Source organism: Marinobacter sp. GH_1 (assembly GCF_048595985.1).
Classification (GTDB): domain Bacteria; phylum Pseudomonadota; class Gammaproteobacteria; order Pseudomonadales; family Oleiphilaceae; genus Marinobacter; species Marinobacter shengliensis.
This window is the reverse complement of the sequence record NZ_CP184460.1, coordinates 3,241,495-3,254,730: the sequence shown is the minus strand read 5'-3', so window position 1 is coordinate 3,254,730 and position 13,236 is coordinate 3,241,495. Positions and strand designations below refer to the sequence as shown.

Sequence of the window (13,236 nt, the reverse complement as noted above, 5' to 3'; positions counted from 1 at the left end):
GCCCCCATGGATGGGTTCACGGCGTGTCTGTGGAGGGGTTCCCGCACAGCGGCGCTATCACCCAAACAGCAGGCCAGCACCAAAAGCGCCGATCTCCCAAGCCAGAAACCAACATCCATCTAAACCTCAATGCTTAGCAGAGGCTCCCCGGGAGTAACAGACTTCCCAGGCTCCACATGCATAGCACTGATGGTGCCAGACAAAGTCGCATTTACCTCGAACTCCATCTTCATAGCCTCTACGATCACCAACGGATCACCCTCCGCCACCGTATCCCCCGGCTTCACCAGGCACTTCCAGATGTTGCCGGCAATCTCCGCGCTCACCAACTCCCCAAACCGCTCCAAGTCAGAGGTATCCGGTTTTGGCGGGGCCTTGGCCAGGCGGTCGAGTTCTTCGGCTTCGCTCTCCTTCCACAACGCAACCTCTTTAGCATAGGCCGCCTGCTGCAGTTTGCGGAACTCGGCAATAGAACTCTCGTTGGCGTCCAGGAAGGCCTGGTGGGATTTCAGATCGAAGGTTTCTTCTTCGATCTTGATCTCCAGCTTGCCGGCGCGGAACTGATCTCGCATTTCCGTCAGCTCGTCTTCGGTGACCGGGTAGTAGCACACCTGGTCAAAGAACCGTAACAGCCAGGGGGCGTCTTCGGCGAATTGTTTGTTTTTCAGGTACTTGTTCCAGATCGGCAGGGTTCGCCCCACCAGCTGGTAGCCGCCGGGGGAGTCCATGCCGTAGATGCACATGTAGATGCCGCCGATGCCTACGGTGCCTTCGGCGGTGTAGGTTCTGGCCGGGTTGTATTTGGATGTCAGCAAGCGGTGGCGTGGGTCCAGGGGCACGGCGCAGGGGGCGCCGAGGTAGACGTCGCCCAGGCCCAGTACCAGGTAGCGGGCGGAGAAGAGCACGTCTTTTACGTCGTCCCGGCTGGGCAGGCCGTTGATGCGTTGCATGAAGTCGACGTTGTTGGGTAGCCAGGGCGCGGTGTCGCGGACCGACTGGCGGTATTTCTCCACGGCTTCCAGGGTGGCGCTGTCTTCGAACGCCATGGGCAGGTGGATGACCCGGCTGCGGACTTTCAGTTCGTCTGTGGGCGGCAGGGTGGCTTCCAGGTCCAGCAGGTAGGTCATCAGCGCTTCCTGGGACTGCAGGCGGGCGTCGTACCTCAGCTGCAGGGAGCGCACACCCGGGGACAGTTCCAGCAGGCCGTTGGGTTGTACATCGGCGATTGCCTCCATCAGGGCGTGGATGCGCATGCGTGCACCCAAGTCCAGCACGTTGGCGCCGTATTCCAGCAGGATGTACTGGTCACCGGCCTGGCGGTAGGTCACTTCCGGGCGGCCGTCGGTTTCGTCCAGGTGCGCCAGGATGGTGGCAGACAAACCATTCAATGGTGCCAGGTCAGGCGCCACCAGGGTGACCGCCGGCGGGGCCATCAGGCTCTTGATGGCCAGTTCCTGGCGTTCGGCCAGTTGCACCGCGGTGTCGTTATCAATGGCCACAAAGCGGATGGTGTCGCCGGGCTTTACCTGGCCGACTTTCCACAACTCGGCTTTGGCGATGGTCACCGGGCACACAAAGCCGCCCAGGCTGGGGCCGTCTTTGGTGAGGATAACGGGCATGTCGCCGGTAAAGTTGATGGAGCCGATGGCGTATTCGGTGTCGTGGATGTTGGACGGGTGCAGGCCCGCCTCGCCGCCGTCTTCACGGGTGAATTCCGGTTTCGGGCCATTCAGGCGGATGCCCAGGCGGTTGGAGTTGTAGTGTACTTCCCAATCCTGCTCGAAGAACTTCTCGATGGACTTTTCCGAGAAGAAATCCGGGGCGCCGTGGGGGCCATAGAGCACGCCGATTTCCCAGTGGTTGGGGTAATCCGGAATCAGGTCCGGGTCTGCCGGGGCAGGGTCGTGGGTTGGCCCCGGGGTGGTGCAGGCTGGCAGTTCCAGCTGGCTGATGCCGAGCATGTCGCCGGGGCGCAACGGACGGCCGCCGTGGCCGCCAAACTGGCCCAGGGCGAAGGTAGAGCGGCTGCCCAGGTACACCGGCACATCAAAACCGCCGCGTACCGCCAGATAGGTACGGCAACCTTTGATAGCCTTGCCCACGGCCAGCACCTGGCCGGCTTTGACGGTAATGGGTTTCCAGAATTCCACCGCTTTGCCGTCGAGGGTCGCGTCTGTAAGGGCACCGGTCAGCGCTACTACGGAATCCTTGTGGAATTTCAGGCTGGGGCCGATCAGTGTGGACTCCAGGCCGGCGGCGTCGTTGTGGTTGCCGACAATCCGGTTGGCAATGCGGAAGGCGTAGTCGTCCATCGGGCCACTGGGCGGTACGCCGATGTTCCAGTAACCCACACGGCCAGGGTAATCCTGCACCGTGGTGTAGGTGCCGGGTTTCAGCACCTCCGCCACCGAGGGCTTGAACTCAAAGCTCTCCAACGCGCGGGTGGAGACAATACCATCCTCAAAACTTTGCTGGGCCACCACCTGGCGCAGGTAATCCAGGTTGGTGGCGATGCCCATCAGCCGGGTTTCCGCAAGCGCCTGGCGCAGTTTGGCCAGTGCGTCGGCCCGGTTGGTGCCGTGCACAATCAGCTTGGCGATCATCGGGTCGTAGTGGGCGGATACCTCACTGCCATTCTCCACCCAGGTATCCACCCGCACGCCGTGTTCCGGCCAGTACACATCGGTCAGTTCACCGGGGGAGGGCTGGAAGTCTTTCAGCGGATCTTCTGCGTAAATGCGCACTTCCATGGACGCGCCGTTCAGTTCCGGCTGGAAGCTGGCCAGGTCCGGGCTTTCGCCGGCGGCGATTTTCAGCATCCATTCGATCAGGTCCAGGCCGGTGACAGACTCGGTCACCGGGTGCTCTACCTGTAAGCGGGTGTTTACTTCCAGGAAATAGAATTCGTCCCGGTCGGCGTCGTAAATGTATTCCACGGTACCGGCAGAGCGGTAATTCACCGACTGCCCGAGGGAGACGGCAGCATCCAGCATGGCCTGGCGAGTAGCGGCCGGCAGGTTCGGCGCCGGGGTTTCCTCCACCACCTTCTGGTTGCGACGCTGCAGGGAGCAGTCCCGTTCGCCCAAGGCCACCACATTGCCCTGGCCGTCACCGAACATCTGCACTTCCACATGGCGGGCTCGGGCAATGAAGCGCTCCAGGAACACACCGCTGTCGTTAAAGAAGCTCTGGCCCTGGCGGCGCACGGTTTCGAAGGCATCCCGCAGTTCGCTGTCGCTGTTGCAGCGGGTCAGGCCGATGCCGCCACCGCCGGCGGTGCTTTTCAGCATTACCGGATAGCCCAGGCGCTCGGCGGTTTGCAGGGCTTCGTCCAGGGTTTCCAGCAGGCCGCTGCCCGGGGCCAGGGGCACGCCGGCGGCTTCCGCCAGTTCCCGGGCCCGGTGTTTCAGGCCGAATTCGCGCATCTGTTCCGGAGTCGGGCCGATGAACACAATGCCTTCAGCCTCGCAGGTTTCGGCGAAGTCGGCGTTCTCGGACAAAAAGCCGTAACCGGGAATGATGGCTTCCGCGCCGGTTTGCTTGGCCGCTGCCAGAATCTGGGCCTTGTCCAGGTAGGTTTCGCTGGCGCCTTTGCCCACCAATGCCACGGCTTCGTCGGCGGTGGTGACGTGCAGACTGTGGCGGTCTTCATGGGAGTGAACGGCAACGCTGCCGATGCCCATGGCTTTGAGGGTGCGGATGGTGCGAACGGCGATTTCGCCTCGGTTGGCGATCAGGACTTTCTTGAACATGTTGTTTGGTCTCCGGAGTAGGTGGATCAGGCCCTGGATTTAATGAAAGCTCGCCAGCCGCCGAATTCGGTGACGTCTCTGGCGCCGGTGAAGCCGTAGCCTTCGCAGATAAAGCCGTTTACCCATCGGCCATCGGCCAGCTCAACATTGCCGATGCCAAGGGGGGCGGGGATCAGGTCGACGAAGGAGCCGAATTCCGAGGCGGCCATTTCCCAGACTTCCAGCACAATTTCGGCGCCGCCGTCTTCCACCCGCTTCAGGCCCGGTTTGGGCGGAGTGGTGTTGGGCAGGGCGTACAGGCGGTAGTTGGGGGTGGTGGTGGTTTGCTCCAGCAGCCGGGCCTTGCGTTCGGTGAGCTGGGTGTTCAGGGGCATACCAGACAAATGGGCGCCCACTACCGCCACCTGAATGGTCGGAACGGCCGGTTGGTAAGTAACCACTTCCTCCGGTCGGGCTTTATCTGTGGCGCCCAGGGGTGTTGGGTGGGCATTCAGCCACTGGCTGGCCAGGGTTTGCAGTTCCCGGTCTTTCCAGGCGCCGCTTATCAACGTCACACCGAAGGGCAGGCCGTCGTCCCGGAAGCCGGCGGGTACCGCCAGGGCGCACAAATCCGCCAGGTTCACGAAGTTGGTGTAGGTGCCCAGCTGGCTGTTCAGTGCTACCGGGTCGGCGTTTACCGCCTCAATGGTCGGGGCGATGGGCGCGGTGGGCACCAGCAGGCCGTCTACTTCTGCCAGGAGGCTATCGATCTGCCGCAGCAACTCTTCCTTGCGGTACTGGGCGTTGTAGGTGTCGGTGGCGGTGAAGTGTTCGGCTTTGCTGATTATCGAACGCACTGTCTCGTTCATATCGTCGGCGTTGTCGGCCATAAACGCCTGCACCGCAGCGTGGCGCTCGGCCACCCACGGGCCTTCATAAAGCAGGGCGGCCAACTCCAGCAGCGGGCTGAAATCCAGCGGCACCAGTTCAACGCCAGCGGTATCCAGCTGGCGCCATTGACTCAGCGTGGTATTCCAGGCCGCTTCCGCCTGCTGGTCACCAAAGAACTCGGGGTGTTCGGGAATGGCCAAACGCTGCACCGGGCCGGGGCGGCGAATGGCAGGGGCATCCAGGGGCAGGGCGCTGGGCGCTTTCCGGGAAAACGCATCGGCTTTATCAAAGCCCGCCATCACCTCAGCCACCAGGGCGGCATCGGCAATGGTCAGCCCGAACACCGAAACGCAATCCAGCGACCGGCAGGCCGGCACCACACCGTTAATGCTGAACAGGCCTTTGGTGGGTTTCAGCCCCACCAAGTTGTTCAGGCCGGCGGGCACCCGGCCGGAGCCGGCGGTGTCTGTGCCCAGGGCAAAGGGCACCAGGCCCCGTGCCACCACAGAGGCAGAACCAGAGCTGGAACCGCCGCTGATCACCTTCGGGTTAACACTGTTGGGTACCGCACCATAGGGCGACCGGGTGCCCACCAGCCCGGTGGCGAACTGGTCCAGATTGGTTTTGCCAATCACCACGGCGCCGGCGGCTTTCAGTTTGCGCACCACGGTGGCGTCTTGTTCGGGGGTGTAGGCAAAGGCCGGGCAGGCGGCGGTGGTTTCAAAGCCGGCGGCATCAATGTTGTCTTTCACCGCGAACGGAATGCCATAAAGCGGTAACTGCTCCAGATCACCGTCAACGGTTTCCAGCTGGTCTGCCAATCCGGCCATGGTCTGGTGGAAGCCGTCTTCGCCCAACCGGGAGATCCAGGCGCTGTCGTCACCTTTCAGGTAATCCAGCAGTTTGCTGATCAGGGCTTCTGGCTCGGCGCCTTCTCTGTAGGCCTGTTGCCAGTCTGCGATCGTCCATCCAAGGGTGGTTGGCATGGGGTGGTGTCCTCATGTGTGGTCAAACTTGTATACATGAGCAATGGCAAGCTGCGTGCCAGACACCGGATAAAAGCCTCTAATTGAGTAAAAACAATCAGTTAACGTTTTTGAGGGCGAGGATGGATAGGTTGGTGCGCACCAGCACGGCGCAAAACGCCTGAAAAGGCACCAAAATCAAGCCAGATACCGGGTAATGGGTTGGCATTTGCGGTGCAGTAATGGCTTGTATACTATTTTAATTGTTGTTTTTATTGATTTTTTTGATAAGAGGTAGAAGATCTCAGAGTGTTAAAGAATCGAGGAGGGCAAAAAAGGCGGATGGAAAGAATGGCTAGACCCATCCGCCAAAGGGGGTGTTAACGGAAGCCGGACCTCCTCAATGCCGCTGGCGTGTAGTCCATCTTGTTTGCCGTGAAACCAAATTTGATGGGGCTATCAGACTCATTGAATAGCCCGAGCGCCAGATACCGTGAAGCCAGAAGGTCGTAGATCGCCTCGGCTGCGTAATAGGGTGTGTCTGCATAGTAGTACTGCACATGAAACCCCTCAGCCACACGCCAGAGGTCGCCGCGGGTATCGTAGTAATCGGCGGCCGCTATCTGCCAGCTGTCTTCGTCAATGTAGAAAGTACGGCGGCCGTATACATTGCGCTCGTCTGCTTTCAGGGTTGCTTCTACTTCCCAGACCCGGTGAAGCTCGTACCGAAGCACCTCCGGATTCATGTGCCCGGGTTGAACGATGTCGCTGTAGCTCAGGGTGTCGGACGCCAATACGTAATTGTTGTAGGGAATGTAGATTTCCCGCTTACCCTTAAGCTCCCAGTTGTACTTGTCCGGGGCGCCACTGAACAGGTCAAAGTTATCAACGGTGCGAAGCCCATCTGATGAGGTGCCCGGGCCATCATAGGCCACTTGGGGAGCCCGCCGAACGCGGCGTTGGCCCGCGTTATACATCCATGCCCGCCGGGGTTCGATGACTTGGTTGATGGTGTCGTGTACCAGTGTACGGTTGCCGGTCAGTCTCGCTGGCGCTGTGGTTGTCTGCTTGAAGTAGACCAGAATGTTGGAGTCTGCTTCCGGGTCATGACCCTTCATGTTGCTGGGGTAGATTGCTTCGTCCGCAAAATGGATAAGAGTGTAGTTCCCGGACTCTTTGACCACTGCCTGGACAATATCCCGGCTAAGACTGCCGCCGCGGTATCGGATCAGGTGGTTCCAGATAGCCTCCAGCCCGTTCTGTGGAATGGGAAACGGGATCACTTCCTGGAACCCGGTCACGCCATTGCCGCCGTCGTCCAGTCTGGCGTTCAGAGCGTTCTGGTAAATCTTCTCGTGCATCTCCTGCGGAAGCGCGGAAGTCCTGCGGCTTTGGTACAGGTTCATCCGATAGCTTTCCGGATACTTCTCGAACATGGCCTGTTGGCCGGCGGTGAGCTTGTCCCGGTACTCATCCAGGTTGTCGATCGAAATAGTCGCAATCACCTTGTCATCGGGGAACGGATGCACCATGTGCCCGCCGGCTTTGTAGTTGGCCGGGGGCTCGGTCAAGCCACCGTCCCATGATGGAATGGTGCCTTCTGTGTTGCCTGATCGTTCGGCTCCCAGGGGTGTGAGGTTATCTTTCAGTCGGTCAGCTTGTTCCGGTGAGACCGCTGCAACCAGCGGCGTACTGACAAGTAGTGACAGGCCGAGGGCTGCCATCACATTTATTGTTTTCATGATGTGTTCTCCTTTTTGGCAACAACTGCTCAGAACGTGACGCTGGCACTCGCGGCAATAAAGTCGCGGTCGTTGATAGTGTTGAAGTCGCCACCAAAGAAATTTGTGTAGGAAAGGCTGGCTTTGAAGGTGTTGTTGTATTCAGCATCCACACCAATGCTGATGGCCTTGTCGCCCTCGTTAAAGGCACCACCGCTTGGTGAGAACCCGTAAACGTCATGCGACCAGGACAAGTTGGGAGACAGGTTGACGTTAGCGAAGACGTTGCTGTACTCCAGCGCGCCACGCAGTCTGTAGCCGGCCGAGTTGTTGGTCACGAAGCCGTCGTCACCCGGCGAGCCCGAACCATAGTTGGTAGAGCGACCGTAGGGATGATCGTTAAGACTGCCATGAATGTGAGTAAAGCCTGCTTCACCGATCACCACCAGACGGGATGCCCCCAGTACTTGGTTGTAGATGCGCAGCAGGGTGGATTGCATTTGAGTGATATCAAACAGATCATAGCCGGGCGTGCGTTCCCCCAGCCGAACCTCTGGTGAATAGGTATTGGCAGGCGCTAATCCCAGGGCACCGAACAGACCTCCGATGACTTCACTGCCATTGATTTGCACTGGCGAGTCTTTTCGGTGGCTGATTTCACCGGACCAGGCGAAGGCGCCCACATTGGTATTGAAACTCAAGCCAATCAGCTGGATATCTTCTGGGCATTCCACGTAGTAAGTCGGGATGCCACCCTCAGTGGAAACACCCACGAACGGGAGGCGGCTGTGGAGATTCATGTAGTAAAGGCCGAACTCGGTGTCGTTCAGGGCCTGCGCGTAGTAGCGTAGCGCCAGACCGAACTGACCATCATCCTTCGGTTCAACGTCGCCAGAGCGGGTCAGCGCACCGCCGGGGGCGGCAACAAGCACCTGATCGGGAAAGTCGGGAGAAAGCGTCAGGAAGTTACAGCCATCAGCAACAACGTCTGTGGTAGAGAAATAGGTTCCACAGGCATCTATTTCCGTTTTTTTCCATTCGAGCTGGTAAAACGCCTCCAGGCTCAGATCTTCCGTTAGCCCGGCGTTGAGATACACCATGTTGACGGGCAAAAGGCCTTCTTTGATTTCAGCGCCTGGTCTGCGAAAGGCAGCGACATCAAACGGGTTCACCGCATTGATGCTGTTGCTGATGAACGTGCTCTCGCCCCAACTGATTACCTGCTTACCTAGGCGCAGATTGGTGGGAACATTTCCAAGGTAGAAATTTCCGTAGACAAAGGCATCCAGAAATTCGAAGCCGGAAAACTTGGCATTGTCGCTGAAATTATCATCATTCAGTTTCGCACCAGGCTGATACTGATTCGGGCCATGGCCGTGGGGGCGCGCTTCGTCTGCCAGTTCCTTGTCATACCAGTACTTAAAGCGGGTAAAGGCGCCGACGTTCTCATAGTTCAAACTCAGGTCATGAACGCCTTTGATAATCTTTGAGTAGGTCTTGCCTCGCTTGAAGTTCAGGTTGCCGTCGTCGTTGGTACTGGATTGGGCCTCGCCGCCGGGGAAATTTCCTGGTGCTACGAGTTCTTTATCAATGCCGGTAGCGCGCCAACTGGCGCCGATAGAAATGGTGGAGTCGAAACTGCCATGTAAGTCTCCCAGCTGGAATCGGGCAGCCTGTGAGCTTATTGGTATCGTGAACAGAGAGCAGGCCAGAATGGCACAGGCAATCGGTCGTCGAGCGAACGTTATATTTGTTGTCATGACTTCTCCTGTTGTGTTTTTTGTCGGAGTAACGAGGGCCGGAATGGGCAGATCGAACCGGAGAGCCTCTGTATTGCAGTCTATGAACGAGGAACTATTCGCAGAACTTTATTAGCGTGATAGCTGACAATAACTCTGATGAATGGGGCAGTGGAGGGGGTTAGCGAGGGAGGTTTACGGTTGCACGCATGCCTTGAACGGCGTTAATCAGCTGCTCGCGCATCCAGCGGTGGCTGGGGTCCTGATCGGCGCTCAGGTGCCAGTAAAGCGTGTATTCCAGCAGAGGGGTCTCGAAGGGCAGTTCACACCAGTGAAGGTCAAAGTGCTTGCAGAAATGATAGGGAACGCAGGCAACCAGATCGGATTTCATCAGCAATCCGGGAATCGTCAGAAGATGGTTGCAATGGATCAGTATATTCCGGCGCCGATCTAGACGCTCCATGGCAATCTCGACCTGGTCGGGCTGTTCTCTATCCTGCAGAAGCCCGACATGATCCAGGGACAGAAACTCCTCCAGTTCGATAGTGCTTCGGACAGTGGGATGTTTTCTGCGGGCAGCCAGCACATAGCGGTCCTGAGCAAACAGATAGCGGCAGATATCCGCTTCATCGTGAAACGCGGGGCCGTCCACGCTGAAATCCAGTTGGCCCTTGGCCAGTGCCGACGGGACCTCCTCACGGGGAATCTTGAAGTTAGTCAGCCGCACACTGGGCGCATTGCCGGATAACAAAGGATAGAGCCGGGGGAAAATACCTGCTTCGTACAGGTCTGCCATGCTGAACGAAAACGTAATTTCAGCGGTGGCAGGGTCAAAATGCTGATTGGCACTGACACTGGTTTGCAGGAGCCTTAGGGCCTCTCTTGCCGGGCCAATGGCATTTTTGGCCACTGGCGTAGGGGACATGGTGTTACCGGTGCGGACAAACAGAGGATCATTAAACATATCCCGCAGCCGAGCCAGTGCGTTGCTGACGGCAGGCTGGGTAATACACAGTATCTCGCTGGCGCGGGTCAGGTTGCGGGTTGTATATACGGCGTCAAAGACGACGAACAGATTGAGATCAATCTTGCTGACATTCATTATTGTGCTGACTTGTCTTTCCTCCGATCTTGTTATTATGACACAGCGGCTGGCGGTTGCTGCCGTGTCTTTTGCCATTGGCCCGCTATGCGGTCATCTGGCCCAGGTCTCCAGAAACCGGCTCACCCGTTGCCTGGCTGCTTGCGTTGCCAAACCGTTCCAGTTGAAATCGAAACCATGATCAGCTGCAGGGATCAACCAGAGCTCATGATGCGCACCGGCACGTTGGAATGCCTCATCCAGCAACAGCGCTTGTTCCTCCGGCACAATCCGGTCCTGCTGGCCCAGAATGGTCAGTGTTGGTGGAGAGGCTTCGTCTACGTGATTGACCGGCGAGATCAGCTGGTATAGTTCCGGATAGTCTGATGGCGTTCCGCCCGTGTAGTCACGCATGGCAGAGCGAATGTAAGAGAGGCTGCCGGAATTTTCATAAAGCCGGCCCAGGTCTGAAATGCCGTACAGATTGATCACGCACGCAGGGCGGATAGACGTAGCGTACCCAGTGGTTGGGAACGAGGGATGTTCCGGCGTGAAGGCAGCCATCATGGACAAGTGCCCACCAGCCGAATAGCCCATCATGCACAGGCGGTCTGGATCGACGTTCAGGCTTTCGGCATGCAGAACAACCCAGCTCAGAGCGGCTTTGACATCACCCACTGCATGCTGCCAGCGCGCCGGCGGAGACAGGCGATAACTGATGTCGAACACCGTATAGCCCTGCTCCCTCAGCCAGTGATCCCATGCCGTCATCTCGTGCCGTGCACCGTGGGTCCAGGCGCCGCCATGCACTTTGATGATAGCGGGCCCCGGGTAGTCTTGTGACGATGGAGCCCAGATGTCTAGCTGCAACGCACTACCATCAGCCAGTTTGACATAGGTTTCTGTGCGGCCCTGCTGGCCCTGCCGGTCATTGGTATCGAGCTTTACGCTTGTCGACAGGGATACGTGCAAGGATTGCTGGCCGGCATGGTGCAGCGTGGCAATCAGGGGGACGGCTGCCATCAGAAAGGACAACGCGGTGGCCGCTATAAACAGCACGGTACCGAGGCTTATCCTTAGAGTGTGGCAAATCAGGCCCAGCAGGATGGAAATCGCCGATATTGCGAACAACTGAGTGGGGAACATCAGCGCCAGTGCGCCCATGCTGCCAATGCCATCCCAGTTTCTCGGGATGAGCATGAAGAATGTCACCAGCATGAGAACCCCAAGTAATACGGCAGCTGAGATAATCAGCAGGCTCTTGATTACCTGTCTGGCGGTTACTCTTGTCATATTCGGATACTCCTCTGGTGCTTGCTGTCTGGGGCCGCCACCAAAACTCTATAGTAGAAAAAGAACCGTCGGATCATAGGTTCGGTTTTAAGTAAGCTGAACTTTATTAGCTTGATGGCCCGGTATAACGCTGATGAATGGTTTAGATGGCGGGTGGGTGGAACGGCGGCCTCCTTCGCTAGCCGAGAACTTGTATACAACTACCCGAATACTGTGGGGTACGGTTCCCGGGAACTTTAACGGCTACGGAAATAGTCGGTGATTGATTCCTTACCGGCTTTGAGTGCCCGCGTATAACGCCCAACACCGGTGCGATCGCACCAAAACCGGACGGTGAAACAGCGCTTTATGCTCTGTTAATCATGGTTATGGCGGGCTTAAGCCTCCTTGTATACTAGATAACTCATTGGTTTATCGTGCTTTTTGTAGGAGTTGGAACGGCAGATGCAATCACCCCGTTGCGTTTGACGACTCATAACCCAACGAAAAGGACGCGCAACATGAGCATCAAAAAACACGTGAAAATGGGCCTGTCTGCACTGGCACTGTCTGTCTCCTTCCACGCCATGGCGGCGGAAGACCCCATCAAAGTGGGCATTTTGCATTCCCTCTCCGGCACCATGGCGATCAGTGAAACCGCACTGAAAGACACCATGCTGATGCTGATTGAGAAGCAGAACGCCGAAGGCGGTGTACTGGGCCGCAAACTGGAGCCGGTAGTGGTAGACCCCGCCTCCAACTGGCCGCTGTTCGCTGAGCGGGCCCGGGAACTGCTGGAAAAAGAAAAAGTAGACGTGATTTTCGGCAACTGGACCTCGGTTTCCCGTAAATCCGTGCTGCCGGTGGTGGAAGAACTGAACGGCCTGCTGTTCTACCCGGTGCAGTACGAGGGTGAGGAATCTTCTGAAAACGTCTTCTACACTGGCGCTGCGCCCAACCAACAGGCCATTCCAGCGGTGGATTACCTGAAGAACGACCTGGGCGTTGAACGCTGGGTTCTGGCGGGCACTGACTACGTTTACCCGCGCACCACCAACCGCATCCTGGAAACCTACCTGAAAGACCAGGGCGTGGCGGATGCGGACATCATGATCAACTACACCCCGTTTGGTCACTCCGACTGGCAGTCCATCGTCTCTGACATCAAGAGCTTCGGCAGCGCCGGCAAGAAAACCGCCGTGGTTTCCACCATCAACGGTGATGCCAACGTGCCTTTCTACCGGGAACTGGGTAACCAGGGTGTTTCCGCCTCCGACATTCCAGTGGTGGCCTTCTCCGTGGGTGAGCAGGAGCTTTCCGGCATCGACACCGCGCCGCTGGTGGGCCACCTGGCTGCCTGGAACTACTTCATGAGCGTGGATAACGAAGCCAACTACGACTTCATCGACGCTTGGGTAGAGTTCAAGGGCGACGAAAAAGCCGTCACCAACGACCCCATGGAAGCCCACTACATCGGCTTCAACATGTACGTTGAGGCAGTGAAGAAAGCCGGCACCACCGATGTCGACGCCATCAAAGACGCGATCATCGGCGTAGCCGTGCCCAACCTCACCGGCGGCATTGCCACCATGATGCCCAACCACCACATCACCAAGCCGGTGCTGATTGGCGAGATCCAGGACAACGGCCAGTTCTCCGTAGTCTGGGAAACGCCGTCTACCGTGGCTGGCGATGCCTGGTCTGACTTCCTGCCGGGTTCCAAAGACCTGATCAGTGACTGGCGCGCCCCGCTGCGTTGCGGCAACTTCAACGTGGTGACTGGCAAGTGCGGTGGCTCTGCGGAAGTGGCTTCCAACTAAGCGACCCAACCGGGCA

The 13,236-nt window shown here is 58.1% G+C and carries 7 protein-coding genes; 1 reads left to right on the top strand and 6 read right to left on the bottom strand.

Annotated features, from left to right (window positions below):
- Positions 1-119: 119 nt before the first annotated feature.
- The 6 genes from uca to ACNSOI_RS14820 all read right to left on the bottom strand — a co-directional run bounded on the left by uca (position 120) and on the right by ACNSOI_RS14820 (position 11,421).
- Positions 120-3,752, bottom strand: coding sequence for an urea carboxylase (gene uca / locus ACNSOI_RS14845; protein WP_420194406.1), 3,633 nt, complete (start codon positions 3,750-3,752; stop codon positions 120-122).
- A 26-nt stretch (positions 3,753-3,778) separates the two neighbouring features.
- Positions 3,779-5,608: an allophanate hydrolase gene (atzF, locus tag ACNSOI_RS14840; protein WP_420194405.1), complete on the bottom strand. Its 1,830-nt coding sequence runs from the start codon at positions 5,606-5,608 to the stop codon at positions 3,779-3,781.
- A 359-nt stretch (positions 5,609-5,967) separates the two neighbouring features.
- A complete protein-coding gene (locus ACNSOI_RS14835) occupies positions 5,968-7,329 on the bottom strand; it encodes a DUF1329 domain-containing protein (RefSeq protein WP_420194404.1) in 1,362 nt (453 codons plus the stop codon).
- A gap of 29 nt (positions 7,330-7,358) precedes the next feature.
- Positions 7,359-9,068: a DUF1302 domain-containing protein gene (locus ACNSOI_RS14830; RefSeq protein WP_420194403.1), complete on the bottom strand. Its 1,710-nt coding sequence runs from the start codon at positions 9,066-9,068 to the stop codon at positions 7,359-7,361.
- Positions 9,069-9,228: 160 nt separating this feature from the next.
- Positions 9,229-10,149 (bottom strand): LysR family transcriptional regulator, encoded by a 921-nt coding sequence (locus tag ACNSOI_RS14825; RefSeq protein WP_420194402.1) that lies wholly within the window; start codon positions 10,147-10,149, stop codon positions 9,229-9,231.
- 93 nt (positions 10,150-10,242) lie between these two features.
- Positions 10,243-11,421, bottom strand: a complete 1,179-nt coding sequence (locus tag ACNSOI_RS14820; protein ID WP_420194401.1) for an alpha/beta hydrolase fold domain-containing protein — start codon at positions 11,419-11,421, stop codon at positions 10,243-10,245.
- Positions 11,422-11,921: 500 nt separating this feature from the next.
- Here ACNSOI_RS14820 and urtA point away from each other — a divergent pair, with 500 nt between their 5' ends.
- The gene (gene urtA / locus ACNSOI_RS14815; protein ID WP_138435329.1) at positions 11,922-13,220 is read left to right on the top strand and encodes an urea ABC transporter substrate-binding protein; all 1,299 of its coding nucleotides are present in this window, start codon (positions 11,922-11,924) and stop codon (positions 13,218-13,220) included.
- The last annotated feature ends 16 nt before the right edge of the window (positions 13,221-13,236 follow it).